At 58.7% G+C, this 22340-nt stretch carries 17 protein-coding genes; 5 read left to right on the forward strand and 12 right to left on the reverse strand.

Going from position 1 to position 22340, the window contains the following annotated elements:
* Positions 1-14 precede the first annotated feature (14 nt).
* The 6 genes from hfq to ACMHYW_RS09350 form a co-directional block, all read right to left on the reverse strand.
* Positions 15-284: an RNA chaperone Hfq gene (hfq, locus tag ACMHYW_RS09325; RefSeq protein WP_027704932.1), complete on the reverse strand. Its 270-nt coding sequence runs from the start codon at positions 282-284 to the stop codon at positions 15-17.
* A gap of 203 nt (positions 285-487) precedes the next feature.
* Positions 488-1438, reverse strand: a complete 951-nt coding sequence (miaA, locus tag ACMHYW_RS09330) for a tRNA (adenosine(37)-N6)-dimethylallyltransferase MiaA (RefSeq protein WP_414499693.1) — start codon at positions 1436-1438, stop codon at positions 488-490.
* A gap of 96 nt (positions 1439-1534) precedes the next feature.
* Positions 1535-3688: a DNA mismatch repair endonuclease MutL gene (gene mutL, locus ACMHYW_RS09335; protein WP_414499694.1), complete on the reverse strand. Its 2154-nt coding sequence runs from the start codon at positions 3686-3688 to the stop codon at positions 1535-1537.
* Positions 3685-5187 carry an N-acetylmuramoyl-L-alanine amidase gene (locus tag ACMHYW_RS09340; protein WP_414499695.1) on the reverse strand — a complete coding sequence of 501 codons (1503 nt, stop codon included), beginning with the start codon at positions 5185-5187 and terminating at the stop codon, positions 3685-3687. Before ACMHYW_RS09340 ends, mutL begins: the two co-directional genes overlap by 4 nt.
* Complete coding sequence (tsaE, locus tag ACMHYW_RS09345) at positions 5184-5684, reverse strand: tRNA (adenosine(37)-N6)-threonylcarbamoyltransferase complex ATPase subunit type 1 TsaE (protein ID WP_414499696.1); 501 nt, start codon at positions 5682-5684, stop codon at positions 5184-5186. Before tsaE ends, ACMHYW_RS09340 begins: the two co-directional genes overlap by 4 nt.
* Positions 5685-5694: 10 nt before the next feature.
* Complete coding sequence (locus tag ACMHYW_RS09350) at positions 5695-7248, reverse strand: NAD(P)H-hydrate dehydratase (RefSeq protein WP_414499697.1); 1554 nt, start codon at positions 7246-7248, stop codon at positions 5695-5697.
* Positions 7249-7451: 203 nt separating this feature from the next.
* On the opposite strand from ACMHYW_RS09350, the gene queG reads away from it, so the two are divergent.
* A complete protein-coding gene (gene queG, locus ACMHYW_RS09355) occupies positions 7452-8561 on the forward strand; it encodes a tRNA epoxyqueuosine(34) reductase QueG (protein WP_414499698.1) in 1110 nt (369 codons plus the stop codon).
* A gap of 45 nt (positions 8562-8606) precedes the next feature.
* Here queG and orn read toward each other — a convergent pair whose 3' ends face one another.
* Positions 8607-9161 carry an oligoribonuclease gene (gene orn, locus ACMHYW_RS09360; protein ID WP_414499699.1) on the reverse strand — a complete coding sequence of 185 codons (555 nt, stop codon included), beginning with the start codon at positions 9159-9161 and terminating at the stop codon, positions 8607-8609.
* A 294-nt stretch (positions 9162-9455) separates the two neighbouring features.
* Between orn and rsgA the strand changes: the two genes are divergently transcribed.
* Positions 9456-10463 carry a small ribosomal subunit biogenesis GTPase RsgA gene (rsgA, locus tag ACMHYW_RS09365; protein ID WP_414499700.1) on the forward strand — a complete coding sequence of 336 codons (1008 nt, stop codon included), beginning with the start codon at positions 9456-9458 and terminating at the stop codon, positions 10461-10463.
* Between the two features lies 1 nt (position 10464).
* On the opposite strand, the gene ACMHYW_RS09370 is transcribed toward rsgA, so the two are convergent.
* Positions 10465-11379, reverse strand: a complete 915-nt coding sequence (locus ACMHYW_RS09370) for a LysR family transcriptional regulator (protein WP_414499702.1) — start codon at positions 11377-11379, stop codon at positions 10465-10467.
* 251 nt (positions 11380-11630) lie between these two features.
* Positions 11631-12959, reverse strand: a complete 1329-nt coding sequence (locus ACMHYW_RS09375; protein WP_414499703.1) for a nucleobase:cation symporter-2 family protein — start codon at positions 12957-12959, stop codon at positions 11631-11633.
* A gap of 290 nt (positions 12960-13249) precedes the next feature.
* Here ACMHYW_RS09375 and ACMHYW_RS09380 point away from each other — a divergent pair, with 290 nt between their 5' ends.
* On the forward strand, positions 13250-13456 hold the full coding sequence (locus ACMHYW_RS09380) for a hypothetical protein (protein ID WP_414499704.1): 207 nt from the start codon (positions 13250-13252) through the stop codon (positions 13454-13456).
* 146 nt (positions 13457-13602) lie between these two features.
* Here the strand turns inward: ACMHYW_RS09380 and ACMHYW_RS09385 are convergent, their stop codons facing one another.
* Positions 13603-14964, reverse strand: coding sequence for an NCS2 family permease (locus ACMHYW_RS09385; RefSeq protein ID WP_414499705.1), 1362 nt, complete (start codon positions 14962-14964; stop codon positions 13603-13605).
* A 271-nt stretch (positions 14965-15235) separates the two neighbouring features.
* On the opposite strand from ACMHYW_RS09385, the gene ACMHYW_RS09390 reads away from it, so the two are divergent.
* Positions 15236-16066 (forward strand): sulfurtransferase, encoded by an 831-nt coding sequence (locus tag ACMHYW_RS09390; protein ID WP_414499706.1) that lies wholly within the window; start codon positions 15236-15238, stop codon positions 16064-16066.
* Between the two features lie 145 nt (positions 16067-16211).
* Positions 16212-17360, forward strand: a complete 1149-nt coding sequence (gene asd, locus ACMHYW_RS09395) for an archaetidylserine decarboxylase (RefSeq protein ID WP_414499707.1) — start codon at positions 16212-16214, stop codon at positions 17358-17360.
* Positions 17361-17508: 148 nt separating this feature from the next.
* Here asd and ACMHYW_RS09400 read toward each other — a convergent pair whose 3' ends face one another.
* Positions 17509-18396, reverse strand: a complete 888-nt coding sequence (locus ACMHYW_RS09400) for an OmpA family protein (RefSeq protein WP_027705177.1) — start codon at positions 18394-18396, stop codon at positions 17509-17511.
* A gap of 745 nt (positions 18397-19141) precedes the next feature.
* Positions 19142-22339: an efflux RND transporter permease subunit gene (locus ACMHYW_RS09405; RefSeq protein ID WP_414499708.1), complete on the reverse strand. Its 3198-nt coding sequence runs from the start codon at positions 22337-22339 to the stop codon at positions 19142-19144.
* Between the last annotated feature and the right edge of the window lies 1 nt (position 22340).

Consider the following 22340-nt stretch of genomic DNA (forward strand, 5'->3'; position numbering starts at 1 on the left):
TCAGCGCCTCGCGATCAATTATCCTGGTGTTGATGTTGATGCTGGCTGGCCTGGAAGTTCGGATCCTGAGCGGGCAAACGCACATTGCGAGAAGGTACGACCGTCGAGATGGCATGTTTGTAGACCATCTGGCTGACCGTGTTACGCAGCAGGATAACGAACTGATCGAACGATTCGATCTGCCCTTGCAGCTTGATGCCGTTTACCAGAAAGATGGAAACGGGAATGCGCTCCTTGCGGAGAATGTTCAGGTACGGATCTTGTAATGACTGTCCTTTGGACATGGATGTTCTCCGAAATAAAAGCCACGCTAGGTGGGGTCTTGTAAGCTCAGATACATGATACATGCAAAATGTTACAGTTTGCTAACGTTCATACTACCTGAAACCTGTTCCTGACAACGCGATATTAGCGTGACAGCTGCCCCACTTGTACGACACTCGACCAGAACGCTTCATATTCTTGCCAAGCATTTCACAAGTGTACGCTATCTATGGACATCTCGCACCGTTTTCAACAGATGAGAAACAGCGTCTGATGCCGTCATGTCACACCAGGTAAGCGGGGTTTTCCAACTGCGTAACCACGTTATCTGGCGCTTCGCCAATTGACGGGTTGCCGCAATGGATTTGTCCCGAAATGCAGCGAAATCATCCTGCCCTTCTAGGTAGGCCCATGCCTGACGATAGCCCACGCTGCGCATGGATGGCATGTCTGCCGTCAGGTCGCCGCGCGCCCTCAAGGCTTTGACTTCCTCGATAAAACCTTGATTTAGCATCTCATCGAAACGCGCTTCGATGCGCTGATGCAGTACCGAGCGTTCCGCAGGGGCTAACGCCAGCGTCTGCACGCGCCACGGCAGAGGCTGGCGCTGCTGTTCCTGCCAGAAGTCGGTCAGCGTGCGTCCTGTCTGATGATAGACCTCTAATGCGCGCAGCGTGCGCTGAGGGTCGTTGGGATGAATCCGCGCACCAGACTCAGGATCAACTCGTTTCAGCTCAGCATGCAGAGCGAGCAGCCCTTCACGCTCCAAACGTTCTGCCAGCACCTGCCGGACCTCGGGCGACGCCGCAGGCAGGTTGGTATTGCCCTCCAGCAGCGTCTTGAAGTACAGCATCGTGCCACCGACCAGCAGCGGCGTGCGCCCGGCAGCGAGAATATCGTCTATCTCGCGAATGGCATCGCGACGAAATTCACCCGTCGAATAGCCTTCCGAAGGATCACGGATGTCAATAAGACGGTGAGGAACCTGCCGAAGTTCCTCAGCGGTGGGCTTGGCCGTCCCGATGTTCATATCACGATAGACCATCGCGGAATCGACACTGATGACGTCGCCTTCGCCTTCGGCATGCAGAATGGAGGCCGCAGCCGTCTTGCCCGAGGCCGTCGGCCCCAGAATGAAGACCACCCGAGGGCGGTCGTCGTGAGTCACGCTCATAGAATCTCTCTTGCCAGCAACGGATGCACTCCGTCACCTCTGATCATGGCGCGGCCCGATACGTGGTCAAGCCTCGCCATGGAAATGAATGGGCGACTACTGTCCCCGCAGGAACAGCTTGTCCAAGTCCTTCATCGACAGCGTTGTCCATGTCGGACGCCCATGGTTGCATTGCCCGCTGCGCTCGGTGATTTCCATGTCGCGCAGCAGGGCGTTCATCTCGTTGAGGGTCAGGTGACGATTAGCACGCACGCTGCCGTGACACGCCATCGTGGACAGGATCTCGTTAAGACGCGCCTGAATGCGATCGGAACGGCCGAACTTTTCCAGCTCATCCAGCATGTCGCGAATCAGTGGCTCGACATCTTCCTGGCCGCTGCGCCCAATCAGCAGGGTCGGTATCTGGCGCACCAGCAGCGTTTCAGGACCGGCCGCATCCAGTTCGACACCGAGACGTGCAAAGGCGTCTTGCTCCTGCATGGCCAGTTCAGCCTGCGCCTCACTGACCGCTATCGACACGGGAACCAGCAGAGGCTGCGCACTGACCTGACCGGCATCGTATTGTTGCTTGAGGCGTTCGTAGGTGATGCGCTCGTGGGCGGCGTGCATGTCCACGATGACCATGCCGTCCGCGGTCTGCGACAGGATATAGACACCGTGCAGCTGTGCCACGGCATAGCCCAGTGGCGGCGCAGTGGTGGCATCGTCCTCTGGAAGACGTGGAACTGTAGCAACGCCTTGCGACTGCGACTGCGACTGCGACTGCGACTGCGACTGCGACTGCGACTGCGACTGCGACTGCGACTGCGACTGCGACTGCGGGATCATGCGATCACCGGCGTCCGTCATGTCCAGCGGCACTGAAGCCTTCTGTGATGTTACTGGCACTGCTACGGTGGGTGCTGAGCCACTGTCCGCCGTACTTGCGCGCTGCGGTGACAGTAGCTGGGCTTCCTGCTCGCGCGGGTGCAGTGCACGGTAGCCGTCCATGAACTCTTTGATACGCTCTGCCGCCGGACGAGGCTCATTGCTTGGGCGCGCGGCACTGCCACTCACGCCAGCCCCACTGCTCAGTAAAGGCGAGGTGTCGCGCGGCGACAACCCAAAGGCCTGTTGCTGAGGCGCGCGCTCGGTTTCACGTGCAGTGCCGCTGGGAGCCGTCAGGATTTCACCTGTCGCTGGATCAACCCGTTCGGTGGTGGGCTCCTCTTCGGAACGTTTCGCTCCAGCACGCGTATCGGCCAGTGCACGGTGAAGACTAGAAAACAGAAAGTCGTGTACCAGACGCGAATCGCGGAAGCGCACTTCATGCTTCGTCGGATGCACGTTGACATCGACAACGTGAGGGTCAAGTTCCAGATACAGCACGAAGATCGGATGGCGCCCGTTGTACAGCACATCGCGGTAGGCCTGACGAATGGCATGCGCCACCAGCCGATCGCGAATAACACGACCGTTGACGAAGAAGTACTGCTGGTCCGCCTGCGCGCGGGTGTGCGTGGGCGCACCGACCCAGCCCCACAAACGCAGCCCGGTAGCTTCGGCATCAACCTGCAAGGCGTTCTGCATCATGTCCTTGCCCAGCAGAGCCGCGACACGCGCTTCGCAGGCGGTCGGGTGATCGGCAGGCCGTAGATGGTGCAGTACCTTCTGGTTGTGCTGCAATCGCCAACCAATATCGAAGCGCGACAGCGCTAGACGGCGGAACGTTTCCTCAACATGACCAAATTCGGTCTTTTCTGTCCGCAGGAACTTGCGGCGGGCCGGCGTATTGAAGAACAGATCCCGGATCAGCAGCGACGTGCCACGGGGATGAGGCGCAGGCGTCACGCGCGAGACCATCTCGCGCCCTTCGGCACAGACGCGCCACCCCTGAGTCGGCACATCGGTCACGTTTGAGAACAGCTCAAGGCGCGACACGGAGCTGATCGCCGCCAGCGCCTCGCCGCGAAACCCCAGACTTTCCACTCCTTCCAGATCATCAAGGGTGTTGATCTTGCTGGTGGCATGACGGGACAGCGCCAGCGGCATATCGTCAGGCTGGATACCCGAACCGTTGTCACGCACGCGGATCAACCGCGTACCGCCAGCTTCCAGTTCGATGTCGATTGAGGTGGCACCGGCGTCGATTGAATTTTCGACCACTTCCTTGAGCACTGAAGCCGGGCGTTCGACCACCTCACCCGCCGCGATCTGGTTCGCCAGTCGCGGCGAAAGAATATGAATTCGAGAGCTTTGAGCGTCACTCATGGCAGTTTCAGCACCTGTCCAACGTTGACCTGATCCCGTTTAAGCGCATTGAGCCGCTTCAACGTCGCGATATCCGTACCATAGGCAGCAGCAATGCTGCTTAGCGTTTCACCCGCACTAACCCGATGTCGTCCGCCAACACCACTGACGCTCGTGCTACCGCCAGGGGTACTGGGCGCACGCGCGGCCACGGGGGCAGCGGCAACCGGCCGAGCAGCGCTGGGGGCCAGTGCTGTTCCGGGCGGCGGATGACGCCTGAAGTAATGCTGGATGCCCGTCGAAATCGCTGTCGCCAACTTCTGCTGGTGCGCAGGAGTCTGCAGCAGACGCGCTTCCGCCGGGGTGGTAATGAAACCGGTCTCGACCAGCAGTGAAGGAATGTCAGGTGACTTCAGTACCACAAAGCCGGCCTGCTCCACACTGCCCTTATGCAGCCGGTTAAAGCTACCGATCTGCTTGATCACATCGTTGCCGACGCTCAGCGAGGCATTGACGGTCGCCGTCATGCTGAGGTCGAGCAGCACCCCACGCAGCATTTCGTCCTTGTCTTCAAGGCTAAGGTCACCGCCCACGCCACCGATCAGGTCAGCGCTGTTTTCGGACTGTGCCAGCCAGCGTGCCGTTTCGGAAGTCGCACCGTGTTGCGACAGCGCGAAAACCGATGAACCGCGCGGCGTCGTGGAACGCGCGGCATCCGCATGAATCGACACGAACAGATCAGCATGGTGACGCCGCGCAAAGGCGCTGCGATCACGCAATGGCAGGAAGACATCGCTGTTGCGCGTCAGCACAGCTTGAAAGCCCGGCGTGGCATCCAGCGTGGCCTTCAGGCGTCGAGCAATCGCCAGCACCACATCCTTTTCATGTACCCCCCCGCTACCACCGGCACCGGGGTCCTTGCCACCGTGACCGGGATCAATCACGACAATGATATTGCGTCCTCTGCCGATTCGCGCATTGGCCACCTGCTGAGCCGCCACATCGGGGGCCACCGGCGTTTCTGCCTGACGGCGCGCGTTGGCCGCCTGCTGCTGCACGATATCGTTGATAGGATCACGCTTGGCCGGCGCGGGATGACCATCGGCCAGCTGACGCGCGGCAGAACCGGCACGCTGCAAATCGACGACGATGCGGCTGCCCTTGCGCCCCACGGCGGGTCCCATTGGGAACTGGCTGTACATCACCGGTTGCGCTAAGTCGACGACCAACCGCAGATGGTGCCCGTCACGCGCGGCCCAGCGCACATTGCGGAACAGAGCCTCGCGCTGGGCGGCACCGCTCAGATTGGCTTTGACCTGCGTATTGTCGAAGTCCACTACCAACCGATCGGGCTTTTCAAGCGTAAAGACCCGGTAAGGCACATCCTGCGATAGATCGAAGACCACACGCGTAGTGCCGTCCTGCGTCCATGTCCGCATGCCCTGCAGCTCAGCGGCCAGCACCGAGGGTGCCACCAGCACCAACAGGCACAGCCATGCCCAGTGCCAGAGCCGCCTCACGGCAATACCTCGATATCGGTGACGGCAGCCCGCAACCGTGCCAGCGCCTGTTCACCTGATACCGAATGAGCGGCCACATCGGCGAGGCGCCCCGGCAGGTCAAGCGTCAGCGTGACGATCACATCCGGTGTCGGTAGTTCGCCCACGCCCATCGACGGCCACTCAATGATGTTGAGACTGCCCTCTTCAAACAGCTCACGCGCGCCCATAAAGGCCAGCTCTTCGGGATCCCCCAGACGATAGAGATCGAAATGATGAATACGCTGCCCGTTAACGTCGTAAGGTTCGAGCAGGGTATAGGTCGGGCTCTTGACCGCGCCTTCATGCCCGGCACCACGCAGGATGCCGCGTGTCAGGGTCGTCTTGCCCGCGCCCAAATCGCCTTCCAGCCAGATATGGCCCTGCCAGCGCAGCGCTTCGCCCAGATAGCGTCCCAATCGAATCTGGCTGTCTTCATCGGGCAGCCTGAAACGCTGTCGTTGTTGCTGTGTCGTCATCGCTATCTACTCAACCTGCAGAATCAGGATTCACCCGGCGACGCGCATGGTCTGCCAGGTCGCTTGCCAGCAGCCCCCGCTGCCCGCCCTCTCGCGCCGCATCGTCAGCGGCCTGCGCATGGACTAGCACACCCATACTGGCCGCATCGAACGAAGACAGCCCCTGTGCCCAAAGCCCCGCAATCATGCCGCCCAGCACATCACCCATACCGCCGGAGGCCATGCCCGGGTTGCCATAAGGGCACAGTGCCAGCTGCTGTGGAGTATCCCCCCCAATAACCAGCGTGCCGTTGCCTTTCAGCACCACAATTCCGCCCCATGCCTGCCACAGCGCACGTGCGGCACCCAAGCGATCAGCCTGAATATCGGCGGCCGAGCAGTCCAGCAGCATAGCGGCCTCCCCGGGATGAGGGGTCAGAATCCAATCGTCACGGCGCTCGCCGGCCGCCATGCGCTTCAACAGATGAAGCCCATCGGCGTCAATCAGGCAGGGCCCCTTGCGACCCAGCACAGCGTCGAACAGCCCTTCGCCCCACGCCTGCTGCCCCAACCCTGGCCCGATCGCTACTACGTCTGCCTGTGCCAAAAGCCCACTGATATCATGTGCATTGCGCACGCCACGTACCATCACCTCAGGGCAGCGCACTAGCGCGGGAGCAATATGCGCAGCATCCGTTGCCAGACTGACTTTACCGGCACCGATGCGCGCGGCGGCCTCGGCGCTCAAGATGGTCGAGCCGCCAAAGCCCTGCTGCCCACCGACCACCAACAGCTGACCACAGTGCCCTTTATGGGTACTGGGACGGCGAGCAGGCAGATGACGTGCGCGATCACTGTCATGCAGCACCCACCCGCTCCATTCCGCCTGCGCGCGCCACTGATCGTCCACGCCCAAGGCAGCAAAGACGACATCGCCCGCATGATCGGGCCCCATTCCGGTAAACAGTCCGGGCTTGCGGGTAATGAACGTTACCGTCACATCAGCCTGCACGATGGGCTGACCGGCACCCGTATCACACTGCAGACCCGACGGTAGGTCCAGCGCCAGCACAGGCATGCCGGCGGCATTGATGGCGTCGATCGCGGCGCCATAAACACCGTCGACCTGTCCACGCACGCCCGTGCCCAACAACGCATCGACGATCAGATCGGCCTCGGCCAACGATGCGGCCGTAGCCTCGAACGTCACGCCTTCGGCTCGCGCCAGAGCGACAGCCTCAGCCGCTTCGCCCTTCAGTTCAGCGGGCGGCACCAGCGCCCAAACCTGCGCCGACAGTCCTGCGCGGCGGGCAAACGCCGCCACAACATAACCGTCACCAGCGTTGTTACCGCCGCCACAGACAATCACCAGTCGACGCGCATGCGCCCAGCGCTGCCTTACCACGTCAAAGGCGCGACTGCCCGCGCGGTGCATCAGCCCAAACGCCCCCTCCATGCGGCAGGCGATCGCATCCAGCGCGCGCCCTTGCTCAGCGGTATACAGCCGCCGTGACAACGGCTGTTCTTCAAGCGATAGGGAAGCCGTCGGCACCGTGGGCCGCTGACTGTTTGCGGGAGTACTCATGACGCAGCTCCTGAAGAAAAGGCCTAATATTCATGATGAGCATCATACCTCAACGCCTGCTGGGATGCGGTCATCGCGCAACCCCTGTTACCCGTTGTCATCGACAGGCAATCCTCATCTTCGTTCAGTGTTCCTGTCATGCTGAAGCCACGCCACACTTTCAGGTACCATGGGCGTTTTTCTGGCTATGGTCGCTGACGCCCATGAGTACACCGCCTTCTCCTGACACGCCCGACATGGCCGCACTGGCCGAACAGATCAAGCTTTGGGGCCGCGAACTGGGCTTCCAGCAAGTGGGTATCACGGATGTCGATCTGGGCGAGCATGCCGAGCGCCATCGACGCTGGCTGGCCGCTGGCTATCACGGCGAAATGGACTACATGGCGCGCCACGGCGAGCTACGAACGCGTCCCGAACTGCTGGTTGAAGGCACGCAGCGTATCATCGTCGTGCGTATGAACTACCTGCCCCCCGAGGTCGAAACCACCAAGGTGCTGAGCCAGCCCAGCAAAGCCTACATTTCGCGCTACGCGCTCGGGCGTGACTATCACAAGGTGATCCGCAAGCGCCTGTCGACACTGGCTAAGCAGATTGAAAAGGCGGTCGGCCCGTTCGGCCATCGCGCCTTCGTCGACTCTGCTCCCGTGCTCGAACGGGGTCTTGCTCAGAAAGCAGGGCTGGGCTGGACCGGCAAAAACTCGCTGATCCTCAACCCCAAGGCCGGCTCACTGTTCTTTCTAGGCGAGCTGTTCACCGACCTGCCGCTGCCCATTGACGAGCCGTATGACAAGATCCACTGCGGGAAATGCCAGCGTTGCCGTGACATGTGCCCGACCCAAGCCATTGTCGACGATCAGGTCGTCGACGCACGACGCTGCATCTCGTACCTCACTATCGAGCTGAATGGCCCGATCCCGGAAGAACTTCGTTCGATGATGGGCAATCGCGTGTACGGCTGCGACGACTGCCAGCTGGTCTGCCCGTTTACCCGCTTTGCCAAGGCCAGTCAGGAAGACGACTTCGCCCCTCGTCACGACCTTGACCGTACCGATCTACTGACCCTGTTCAACTGGAGTGAAGACGACTTCCTCGACCGCACGGCGGGCAGCCCCATTCGCCGCATTGGCTATGAAAAATGGCTGCGTAATATGGCCGTCGGGCTGGGCAATGCCCCGTATTCTGCCGAGGTCGTGGCCGCACTGGAAGCGCGCCTTGATTATCCTTCAGCGCTCGTACAGGAACACGTACGCTGGGCGCTCGATCAGCAGCAACACCGCCAGAGCGCCCTGATCACCGTATCGCCCGCCGACTAGCCGCGCGCTATCACACCGAGTGGCGGCATACGGCCTCACGCACGATTACAGCGCGAGGAAGTGTTCACGGTAGTAAGCCAACTCAGCGATGGACTCCTGAATATCATCCAGCGCCTGATGGGTGGCCTTTTTCTTAAAGCCGCCCAAAATCGACGGTTTCCAACGACGCGCCAGCTCTTTGAGCGTCGAGACGTCCAGATTGCGGTAGTGGAAGAAAGAGGCCAGCTCGGGCATTTCGCTGTTCAGAAAGCGGCGATCCTGATGCACGCTGTTGCCACACATCGGCGATACGCCCGCTTCAACGTACTGGCGCAGAAATTCCAGCGTCATCTGTTCAGCCTGCGCAGTATTGACGGCGCTTTCGCGCACGCGCTTCACCAAACCCGAACCGGTATGCGTGCGCGTGTTCCACTCATCCATGTTCTCCAGCAGCTCGTCCGGCTGGTGCACGGCGATGACCGGCCCTTGCTCGATGACATTCAGGTCGCTGTCCGCGACGATCGTAGCGACTTCGATAATGCGTTCATGCTCTGGATCAAGCCCGGTCATTTCCAGATCGATCCAGATCAAGCGATCTGCCATTGCAGCCTGCTGGCTCATACGTGATGTCCTAGAGAAAGAAAAAAAGAAAGTGATGAAGGCAAACGGTCACCCAGAAACGACCATGATAGCGTGACGCGCCCACGGTATCGAACCCCATTACCCACCAAAGCAGAAACCTCCTCGCAGCAGTCGACCCTTATAGGAATCGCAGTCTGGCAGCGTTCATGGCATGATGCAGGGCTTGAACGCACGGCGGTCAATGCCATTGCGCGTCGATACGGCGCGTTCTCGGCTACGCTAATACCGTAGCGTCATCGTTTCTTTTCATTCGAGTAGTGAGGTTGTTCATTCATGGCGGGCCGCAAACTGACACGTCAACAGCGCTGGCGCATCGACAAGATCCAGGCAGAACGCAATCGCCGCGCCGACAAGAAAGAGGCCGCACTCGATGAAGAGGCGATGGGGCCTGAGCACCGCGGCCGCGTGATCGCGCATTTTGGCCGTACGCTCGAAGTGGAGGGGATGGAAGAAGAAGCGGTTGCAGGCAAGCGATTCCGCTGTCACCAGCGCGCCAACCTGGAATCGCTGGTCACCGGCGACATCGTCAGCTGGCGTGAATTGAAAGACGGACTGGGCGTCGTGGTTGGCCGCTTCGATCGCCATTCAACGCTGGAACGCCCCGATGCCCGCGGTATCCTCAAGCCGGTAGCCGCCAACATCGACCGCATCCTGATCGTGGTAGCCGTCGAGCCGGTGCCGTTCGCCAACCTGATCGACCGCTATCTGGTCGCCGCCGAAGCCACGGGCATCACCCCGGCGCTGGTCATCAACAAGACCGACCTGCCTGCCGACCCAGAACTCGATACGCTCAAGGCACGCTATCAGCGACTGGGCTACGACGTCCTGCCCGCCTCCGTTCGCCAGCAACATGGCCTAGACGTACTGCGCGAGGCGCTGAAAGACCTCACTACCGTATTCGTCGGCCAATCAGGCGTGGGCAAATCATCACTGATCAATACCCTGCTGCCCAGTGAAGACATTCGCGTCGGCGCACTGTCCGAAGACAGTCGCAAGGGAACGCACACGACGACCACCGCGCGACTGTACCACTTCCCCGCCGGTGGTGATCTGATCGACTCCCCGGGGATCCGTGAATTCGGGCTTGGCCATCTGACCGAGCAGCAGGTGACCGACGGCTTCGTCGAATTTCGCCCGTTTTTGGGACACTGCCGCTTCCGCGACTGCATGCACCGCGAAGAACCCGGCTGTGCTCTGCGCGAAGCGGTCGCGGAAGGCAAGATCGACCTAGCCCGTTTCGAAAGCTATCAGCGCATCATCCACTCACTAACAGCTTCCTGATTCAACGCCCTCCGGCCACCATGGAAGTCATTGTCTGCGCCACGCGCTCAATGGCTTCCAGTGCCGCCCGCGACAGCTGACGCCGCGGCGGAATGCACAGCGCCAGCGATAAGCTACGCCGCTGGCTGCCTTTAAAGGGCACGAAGGCAATCTGCTTGCTGGCCAGATCCGGCATCACATCCAGAAGACTCAGCACCCCTACCGCGGCCCCTTCACGAATCAGCGTACGCATCAAACGGATATTGTCGCAGCTCGACAGCTGGTGCGGATCAATGCCGTGACGGCTATACAGTGTTGCCGCCGCATCGCTGACGATCAGCGGCGCAGCAGGCAGCATCTGGCGCTCATCCAGCACCGCACTCAGCGAAATGCTCTTGCGCCCCGCCATCGGATGATCGACGGCCATCGCAATTCCCAGCGGTACTTCGATCAGCGTATGCACGGCCAGCGACGAGCTTTCCTTGGGATCGAGCAGAATACCGAAATCGACCTCTCCCGACTCGATCTTCTCGACGATACGATGGTTGTCCTCGACGTGCAGCTCGAACACCATCTCCGGCAGTTCCTGCCCGAGCGCGGCCAGCGCATGCGCTAGCGGGCCTTCACTCGCGGCGTCGATCATCGCAATATCCACACGACCACGACTGACGCCTTTCAGGTCGTCGATACGCTCACAGGAGCGCATGAACTCCTTCTGCCAGCGCATGATATCGTCGAACAACAGCTCACCCGCTGCCGTCAGTCGCAACCCGGAAGGAAGGCGGTCAAACAGCGGCACCTCAAGCGACTCCTCAACGCTCAGAATCTGCCGATTGATGGCAGATGCCGAGATGCCCAGCGAGTCAGCGGCCTTGCGCAGACTGCCGTGGCGGGCCACTTCAATGAAATAGCGAGAAAAACGGGAAAAGGGAAACATGACGACGGCTCTGAGTCTTCTCTGAACGGCCCACTAAAGGCAGCGATAAACCGCCAATGATCGCACATTCGCTGCATATCCTGAAAGAAATACTGCATTTCCTGACAAGCATAGCCCCGCTGAGACACCGTGCATCACCGACAACACAGACCCGCCCATGCGGCTATCGCTCTTTCAGGAAAATACCTTTCAGGAAAAGCCGGTGCCACATCCGCTAGGCCACCAGCCACCCTACTAACCATGCTCTACTATCAGTCATCGCTGCGCTGGCGCGACACACTGTTGAACAACAGGTTCAACAGCACCGCTACCAAGCAGCTCGTACCAATACTAGAGCTCATCAACACACGCACCCATTCAGGGAAATGGGCATAGAAGTTCGGCATCATGACCGGTACCAAGCCCATTACCAGCGATGCGGCCACGATCACCAGATTCATACTGTTGCGTTCATAGTCGACGCGCCCCAGCGTACGGATACCGCTAGCGGCAACCGTACCGAACAGCAGTACGCCGCCGCCACCCAGTACCGGCAACGGAATGGAGGCCGCCACCTGCCCCAAAAAAGGCAACAGCCCCAGCACGACCAGCAGCGCCCCACCAGCCGCCACCACAAAGCGACTCTTGACGCCGGTGATCGCGATCAGTCCGATATTCTGAATGAAGACGCTCTGCGAGAACGAACCAAAGATCGGTGATAGTGCACTCGACAGCATGTCGGCACGCAGCCCATTAGCGATGCGCGGCGCATCCATTCGTGTTCCAACAACCTCCCCGGCAGCCAGCAACCCCGCCGTGGTTTCAGCCAGCAATACCACCATAATCAATGTCATCGACAGGATCGCACTGATGTCGAACTGCGGCAGCCCAAAAGCGAACAGTGCCGGCAACGCCACCCAAGCACTGCCATCCGAAACGAAAGTGATCTTGCCGCAGGCCCATGCAATCAGATAGCCACACACCATGCCCAATAAGATCGCCAGTGGCCGTACCGCGGGCGGTGCAAGGCGCTGGATCAACAGCACAATCGCCAGCGTCAGCATGCCCAGCCCGATATTGCTCATGCTGCCCGCGTCAGGGCCATACCCGCCCATCAGCCAACTGATCGCGACAGGCACCAGCGACAACCCAATCACAGTGACCACGCTGCCAGATACGACGGGCGGAAACAGCCTGACAATCTGGGCAAAACATGGCGCGAGTAAGAACCCCAACACTGACGACACGATGATGGCGCCGAAGATCACCGGCAGGCTGCACCCACCACTCAACAAACTGAGCATGGTTGCCACGCCAGTGAACGATACCCCTTGCACCAGCGGTAAGCGCACACCGATGCGCCAGATACCCAGACTCTGCAGCAGCGTCGCCAACCCACTGACAAACAGCGCTGCCGTTACCAGTGCAGCCGTTTCCACCTGAGACAGATGAGCGGCAGGCCCAATGATCAATGGTGGCGCAATAATCCCGCAGTACATGGTCAGGATGTGTTGAATACCGTAGGCCAGCGTCTTACCACCCCCTAGACGGATATCTTCGGGTGGCACCACGGATGAGGAAGAAACGGAAGGTGATGTCATAGGGGTTAGCCCACCTTGTGATGATCAAGAGAAAGCAGTTATACGCGCCATCGCTTTCTATCGAAGCGTTACAGCACGCGGCATAGAGCGGAACGACAACGCAGTGCCCACTTGATATCGACACTGCTTCACAGAAGTGGGCGACGCACAAAGACGACATTTTTACTGCGCATCCTATGTGCAGCTATCGCCTCGTATTGTGCTCATTCCGACCACAAATGTGCATTATTTATTTCAAAGCGAAACGATTGTTATAGTAATTCCGCATCCAATAACAAAAGGAAAATACCATGTCATTCGAGTACCAACGCGTCAACTTCAGCGAAAATCACGAGCTTAACTACCTGCTGCGCCGTATTGGCAAGCGTCAGACCCAGCGGAACCGTGATACGGTCGTTACACTCGGGAAATCGCTCAAGAAAGCACTCAAAGTGCGCACGCTGACTCATCAGCAGTTCATTCCCTTCCTGCGCGGCAAACGCGCACTGCTGAAATAACCGGCACCTCGAACCTCACCGATAGAGGCCACTCGGCACTCTGACACGAAGGTCATTTCATGTTCCATGATCCCTTGAACAGAAAAGGCCTCCCTGTTGCAGGAGGCCTTTTTTCGTCATGCGGGCACGATCATGCTCACGATGCGTCAGTGCGTCGGCACGGCGAACAGCCCCAGCGACAGCAGGAACAGTATCCACATTGCTGGATGGATTTCCTTCCATTTACCACACGCCACCTTGACCACCACATACGACAGCATGCCGAACACGATACCGTGTGTGATTGAGTAGGTCAGCGGAATCATGATCATGGCCAAGAAGGCCGGAATCCCAACTTCCAGATTACGCCAGTCCACCTCACCGATCGACGACGCCATAAAGACACCGACCATGACCAGTGCCGGTGCCGTAGCCAGCGAAGGCACCAGCTGCAACAGCGGCGATAGGAACAGGAACGGCAGGAACAGCAGCGCGCAGACAATCGCGACAATCCCGGTTTTGCCCCCCTGGCTGACACCCGCGGCAGATTCAACGAACGCGTTAGCGGAACTGGTACCCAGCGGGGCAGAGATCAGCGCTGAAAAAGCATCGACCATCATGGAACGCTTGAGGTTGCGCGGTTCGCCGTTTTCATCAAGCAGATTGCCCGCCTGACAGACGCTCATGAACGTCGAGAGCGCATCAAAGAAGGTCGTGAACAGCACCACGAAGATAAACGGCACATAGCTGTACTGAAGCGCCCCGAAGATATCGACGATATCCGACCAGTGCGCTGCCTTGAAGCGCTCGAACGACGGCATCGAGATAATCTCGGTGTAGTTGACGAGTGTCTTGGAGCTTTCGGTGATCGCCGTGAAGTGGGTGTCATCGAACCAGCGACCGACCGGAATGGCCAGAATCGTGGTCAGGGCGATCCCCAGCACCAACGCGCCCGGCACCTTGCGAACGACGCAACCGATGGTGATGGCAAGCCCGATAAGGAAGACGACCAGAGAAGGAGAGATTTCACCCATGCCTACGATAGTGGCTGGGTTGGAGACGACCAGCCCTGCATTCTTGAGGCCGATCAGGGTGACAAATAGTCCGATACCGCTGCCGACCCCATAGCGCAATGAGGCGGGAATGGCTTCGATCACGTACTTGCGCGCGTTGAACAGCGCCAGCAGCAGGAACAGCACGCCCGCCCAGAACACACAGCCCAGCGCGATCGGCAGCGGCATACCATGCCCGATGACCATCGTGTAGGTGAAGAGCGCGTTGAGCCCCATACCGGGCGCCACCAAGATAGGGTTCTTGGCGTAAAGCCCCATCGCCAGACAGCCGAAGGCACTGATCAGTACCGTTGCGGTCAGCGCCTGATCGAACGGTATGTTTGCCTGGTGTAGGATGTTCGGGTTAACAGCAATGATATACATTGCCGCCAGAAAGGTACTGGCCCCTGCGATGATCTCGCGCCGTAGGGTACTTCCCTGAGCCTTGATACCAAAATATCGCTCAAGCACGCGCATACTCCAATTGCTGTCTGGTCGTTGGAACGATATATGGCCCGCGTGCTGTAATGAGCAGGCAGGCCATACACCGAGCGATCCTGCGGGCAGACACCCTTTTCGATCCGGGGTAGACTACTCGGCCCGTGCAGTATACCCGTTACAGAACAAAGAGACGACAACTGTTGTCAGGTCTTTATATTCCCTCGATAGAGCATGCCAGTTTCATGCCATGCTGCTCCGTTATCCTGCCGATACTGCCCGCTCACGAGGCCATAGGGAGATTCGCACCATGTCCGATGCACTGACCGCCCCCTTGTTTCCGCTTGTCGTCAGCACCGAACAGCTGGACGCCCATCGCCACAGTGAACGCGTGGTGATCATTGACGTACCCACTCAACCCGAGCGCTACCTTCACGCCCACATTCCGGGTGCCTATGTGCTCGACTACACGCAGCTGTTCAACGGACGAGCACCGACGCCCGCCGCAGCCCCGGACGACACCGTCATTGCCACCCTGCTGTCCAGCCTAGGCATCACAGCGGATACGCATGTCGTCGCTTATGATGACGAAGGCGGTGGCTGGGCATCTCGCCTGCTGTGGACGCTGGCATTGGTCGGGCACAAGCACTATTCCCTGCTGGACGGCGGCCTGCATGCTTGGCTGGCCGATCGCCGCCCCATTGAGACGACACCGTCACTGCCCGCACGCGCCCACTATGTGATCGAAGGGCGCAACGACGCCGTTGCGACCAACGCCGAGACACTGCTGGCGACACCGGAAACCTTCACGATCTGGGACGCTCGCTCGCCGGAAGAGTATCGCGGTGAGCTTGGCCAGTCGCCCCGTCTGGGCCACATGCCCGATGCCATCAACTTGGACTGGCGCATGCTGTTCGATGTAGATAACGCCTACCGCCTGCGCCCCAAGGACGAACTGAAGGCGCTGTTGGAACGCCACGGCCTAACATCCGATCGCCAGATCGTAGCGCACTGTCAGAGCCATCATCGCAGCAGCCTAGCCTGGCTGGTGGGTCAGTACCTAGGCTATCCTCGACTCAGCGCCTACCCCGGCGCATGGCTTGAATGGGGCAGCCGCACAGACACGCCGATCACGCGCTGAACACGCCCCAGCCACATCCTTTAACGCTGCCCGCCACTTTTTCGTGCACACCTCATGGCGAACATGAGCGGGCCGCACCCGATTGAATCAGCGTCAGCGCTCATCCATGCGATGACGCCCCCTGCCCTCACACTAGGAATCGCCCGTGAAAGCAGACATGCTCTTTTCACTCTGCCAATACCCCTTGCCTCACCATCTGATCACACGCTTGACTGGCTGGCTGGCAGACAACCAAACGCCGTGGCTGAAGGACATGCTGATTCGTCGCTTCATCCGCATGTACGATGTGGACATGCAGCAAGCTGCCGAGTCGTCCCCCACCGCTTACGCCAACTTCAATGCGTTCTTTACGCGCGCACTCAAGGAAGAGGCCCGTCCTGTTCAACAGGGGCTGGTATCACCAGCCGACGGCGTACTATCCCAGTTTGGCGCCATCGAACAGGGCGAGATGATTCAGGCAAAAGGACAGTACTACACCCTAACCAGCCTGCTGGGCGGTGATGAAGACGAAGCACGTCCCTACGCCAACGGCAGCTTTGCCACCGTCTACCTTTCACCTAGCGATTACCATCGCGTTCATATGCCGTGCCAAGGCACGCTGCGCGCCACCTGCTACATTCCCGGCCGCCTGTTCTCGGTCAACCAGGCGACTACGGCACATGTCAGCGAACTGTTTGCGCGCAATGAACGCTTGGTATGCCACTTCGATACACCCTATGGCCCAATGGCACTGGTGCTGGTGGGCGCTATGATCGTCGCCGGCATCGAAACCGTCTGGCAAGGGCGCTATCAGCCCGCCCACCCACAGCATGCTACACGCCAGCAGTTTGAAGCAGGCGAGGTCACGCTGAACAAAGGGGATGAAATGGGGCGCTTCTACCTAGGTTCCACCGTCGTGGCCTGTTTCAGCGAGACGTTCGATTTCAGCGCGTGTTCGAAAGACATGAAGGTACAGATGGGGCAGACGCTTGATGCGGCTGATGCGGCTGATGCGGCTGATGCGGCTGATGCGGCTGATGCGGCTGATGCGGCTGATGCGGCTGATGCGGCTGATGCGGCTGATGCGGCTGATGCGGATGATGCGGATGATGCGGATGATGCGGCTGATGCGGATGATGCGGCTGATGCGGCTGATGCGGCTGATGCGGATGATGCGGATGATGCGGATGATGCGGATGATGCGGATGACGCGGATGATGCGGATGATGCGGATGACGCGGAGGAAGATAAAGAAGAAGAAGATGATGATGATGATGATGATGATGATGACAGCAGAGACGATTCTCGCTTCTGATGCATCCTTTTTTCTTATCGATGCCTAGGCCGTTGTCATGATTCAGCCGCCACTGCCGATGATATAGAAACAAGAAGGGCATCCCGAGGGACGCCCTTCTTCTCGCAACACAAGAAGACTCACGGCCGAAGCCGTGAGCCGTCAGGCATTACTTGTTGTCAACCGGAGCGATTTCTACGCGACGGTTTTCAGCACGACCAGCTTTGGTTTTGTTGGAAGCAACCGGGCGAGTCATACCGTAACCTTCCGCAGTAACGCGTTCCTGACCTACGCCCTGGCTAACCAGGAAGCGCATGACGGAGTTCGCACGCTCTTTGGACAGTTTCATGTTGTAAGCGGCAGAACCGGTAGCATCGGTGTGACCTTCAACGCGAATGCGAACATTCGGGTTAGCTACCAGGCGCTGTGCAACAACGCTCAGGGTCTGCTGGGAATCAGCAGTCAGTTCGTAAGAGTCGAACTTGAAGTGGATGTCGTGGAGAACCAGGTTAGCCGGGCAACCCAGAGCATTCACTTTGACGCCAGCCGGAGTATCCGGGCACTGATCCTGGAAGTCCGGTACGCCATCACCGTCGGAATCCAGCGGGCAACCTTTAGCGTCTACCGCTACACCAGCCGGAGTACCCGGGCACTGGTCGAGGTAATCCGGTACGCCGTCACCGTCGGAATCCAGCGGGCAGCCCTGTGCGTCAACTGCAACACCTGCCGGAGTACCCGGGCACTGGTCGCGATCGTCCGGTACGCCGTCGCCGTCGGAATCGGCTACGCCGGTTTCCGGGGATTTGCACAGCAGAGCTGCTGCAGTAGCGCCACCAACAGCACCAACAGCTGCGCCAGTGCCTTCGTGACTGCCGCCGCTGCTAACGCCGTAGCCAAGGCCGCCGCCGATCAGAGCGCCAGCGACGCCACAAACGACCTTGTTCTGATACCAGTGAGGTGCTTCGGCACCATTCGGGGAATGATTAGTGCTGGCACAGCCGGAAAGGCTCATGACCAGTGCAGACCCCAGCAATAAGCCAGTCGCAGATTTGTTCATGCAAGACTCCTTCTTGATACAACGCTTCGCGGCTGTGTGCCTGTGAAGCGGTTCCGATTGTAGGCAACCTGCTAGCCTGGAACTCCCTCTTACGCGCCAGGAACAAACCACCCCGGAAGCGTGTCCATGCTAATGTGCGGCCATGAAACTACTCTAGTGCCTTTATTCTGCAATGCCATGAATCAGCGAAGATTCATTGGCGATGCAGTGCACCGAAGTGCCTCAAGCTCATGAATGATGCTATATCCGAACAGCGTTTTCAATCGCTGTTTACCACATCATAGTCCATTATAAATGGTATGCTTCATCTTTTTCATGGCGCCGTAACACAGGTTCTTTTCCTCTGTGATGCCTACAGCACACATCACAGAGGATGATAGACCCTATCCTGCAGTTACGCACGTATGAACCCGCCTGCTTCCGCTTATCTTTCTCAATTGTTTCGTATTGATTTTATCGTTACAGATCATGTCCCCGACGTGCATCGCCCATGCCATTGCGGAAAAATATCGTCTTTTCATGGAACTTTATGCGCATTAGGTGACGCAACGTAGCGTTTTACACGTGTAAGAGCGCCCTTCTGCCGACGCAATCCTGCTTTACTCTACCGTCATCCCAGCCCTTTCCTTCTCTATATCGCACTACTGCTCGCCCTTTTCTTGCCCTTCACTTACAAAAAAACACCCCAGCGCAAAGCGCCGGGGTGTTCTGTTGCGACCACTATATTAGTACTAGCAGAGCTGCATCACTGTTTCTGTTGCGATGCATCGTCCGAATGTAGGTCTTCTTCGAACTGCTCATGCGTGGACTTGCGGTTACCCCACAGTCGGTGCTGAGCAGAGGCGATCATGTAGTAGAACGCCGGGACGAAGACACTGGCCAGCAGCATGACGCACAGCATACCGCCCACCACGGTGGTCCCGATATGGTGGCTGTTGGTGTCACCAGCACCCGAGGCCAGCATCAACGGCAGAGTACCGAAGATGAACGCCAGCGAGGTCATGATGATCGGGCGGAAACGCAGGTGAGCGGCTTCAATAGCAGCTTCACGAATGCTAAGGCCACGCTCCTTGCGCACCAACTCTGCAAACTCGACGATCATGATCGCGTTCTTCGCGGCAAGCCCTACGACCACCAAGAAGCCGATCTGAACGTACACGCTGACCTCAAGACCACGCATCCATACCGCCAGTACGGCCCCTAGGAAAGCGAACGGCACGGAGGTCATAACCGCCAGCGGCATCGCCCAGCTTTCATACTGTGCAGCCAAGATCAGGAATACCATGACCAGCCCGAAGACGATGGCCAGTGCGGCAGCACTACCCGCATGCGTTTCCTGATAGGACGTATCCGTCCATGACATGCCCCAGTCACGCCCCAGCGTATCGCGCACCACTTCGTTCATGGCATTCAGCGCGTCGATGGAGCTATAGCCCGGTGCCGAGCTACCTTGGAACAGCGCCCCAGTCGTCACGTTGATACGCGTCACGTTGACAGGTGCCGTCGTACGTTCAAGCGATGCCACTTCAGACAGCGGAACCAGCTTGCCACTGCTGCTGGACACGTAGATACGGTTCAGGTCTTCAGGCGACTGACGGTATTCCCCATCGTTCTGCACGTAGACGCGATAGTTGCGGTTCTGGTACGTGAAGAAGTTGACGAAGCTGTTACCCAGCGTACCTGACAGCGTGTCCTGGATGGTACTCAGTTCAATGCCGTAGGCCGTAGCTTTTTCCTGATCAATGTGCAGGCGATAGCTGGGCACGTTAACGTCGAACGATGTACGCACACCGGCCAGCTCAGGCCGTTTGGCGGCGGCTCCCATCACTTTCAGGGAAGCCTGATACAGCTCCTCAGAGGACGCCCCGTTGTACGGCTGCAGATAGCCAGAGAACCCCCCCATCGACGACAGCCCGATGATCGGCGGCATGTTCACCGCAAAGACCATGCCTCCCTTCACTTGCTGCCCCGCACCCATGATTTTGCCGAGCAACTGAGTCGACGTTTCTGAACGCTCGCTCCACGGCTTCAGAGTGATGAAGAACGCCCCACGCGCCGTATTGGTAGACGAGGTTGTCAGATCGTACCCCACTATCTCCGTCACGTACTGAATGGAGGGGTCCTTCCGCAGAATTGCGGCAACCTGATCCATATACTGCTCGGTACGCGCCAGTGACGATGCACTCGGCATTATAACCGGCGCCATGACCATCCCTTGGTCAGTCGTCGGTACCAATGTACTCGGGTTGCGCTCATAAATGAGCACTGCCGCAAAGCTGACCGCTACCAGAATGGCAAGCGAAACAAACCAAGCGCGAATGGCGGCACGCACCAAGAACATGTACAGATGCGTAACTTTGTCGAAGGCCTTGTTGAAGATATCCAGCGGCTTATGCAGCACGCGGGCAATAGCATTGCCCTTCTCTTCACTGACGTGACGGATCAGCAAAACGCACAGTGCCGGTGTCAGGGTCAGGGCGACGACCGCGGAAATAGCCACCGAAATAGCGATTGTTACCGCGAACTGCTTGTACATCATCCCCGTCAGCCCACCGAGGAAGCCTACCGGCACGAAGACAGACGCCATAATGAACGCCGTTGCAACGACAGGGCCGCTTACTTCGCGCATTGCCTCGACAGTCGCTCTGAAGATCGAGAGTTTCTTGTCTTCCGCCATCAAGCGTTCGACGTTCTCGACCACCAGAATGGCGTCATCCACCACGATCCCGATCGCCAGTATCATCCCGAATAGCGACAGCAAGTTGATCGAGAAGTCTAGGGCATACATCCCTGCAAACGTCCCGATAACCGCAATTGGCACCACGGACATGGCAATGACCATGACGCGCCAGTTCTGCAGGAAGATAAAGACGATGATCGCCACCAAGATCAGCGCTTCTACGAAGGTATGGATAACCGATTCGATCGACGCGTTGATAAACAGCGTGGTGTCATAGGGGATGGAGTAGCTCATACCTTCCGGAAAGTGCTGGGAAAGCTCGGCCATCCGTGCCTTAACGGCATTAACCGTCGATACCGCATTACTACCCGGCTGCTGCTGAACCATGATGGGCGCCATGCCCCCACCATTCATTTTCGACAGCACGGCATAGGAAGAGGAACCCAACTCGATGCGGGCGACGTCTCCCAAACGCAGCGTACTACCATCGCTGTTGGTACGCAGGATGATATTGCGGAACTGATCCGCCGTATTGAAACGCCCACCAGCACTGATGGTATAGGTGAACGGTGCGGCTGTTCCCTGTGGCGTTGCTGCAAGGTTACCCGCCGGAACCGCTTTGTTCTGGTAAGTAATCGCCGTCTTGACCTCGGCAGGCGTCAGGCTGTACTGAGCCAGCTTGCTCGGATCAAGCCAGATACGCATGGCGAACTCGCTGTTCCCCAATACGGCGGCATCCCCTACCCCAGAAATCTGCTTGAGAGAATCCGTCAGGTTGATGGCGGCATAGTTCTGCAGATAGGTACGGTCGTATGCCCCCGTCGGAGACGTCAGCGCCACCAGCATCAGCATGCTGCCGGACTTCAGATCGACCTGAACCCCTTGTGCCTGCACTTCGCTGGGCAGAGAGGCCAGTGCCTGCTGCACGCGGTTATTGACATTGATGGTGTCAGTGTTGCCATCAGACCCTACGGCAAAGGACACACTCATCTGCATGACGCCCGAGTCGGTACTCGTGGACGTCATGTAGAGCATGTTCTCGACACCGTTGATCTGCTGCGCCAAAGGTGCTGCAACGGTTTCCGCCACCGTCTCAGCGTTAGCGCCGGGGTAGGTGGCGGTGATGCTGACCGACGGCGGTACGACGTCTGGATACTGCGCAATCGGCAGTATCCTCATCGCCATGGCACCGATCAGCGTAATAATGACCGAGAGCACCGTGGCGAAGATCGGTCTCTGAATGAAGAACCTGGATATATTCATG

The organism is Zymobacter sp. IVIA_12111.31 C1, from assembly GCF_047495495.1.
Taxonomy (GTDB): Bacteria; Pseudomonadota; Gammaproteobacteria; order Pseudomonadales; family Halomonadaceae; genus Zymobacter.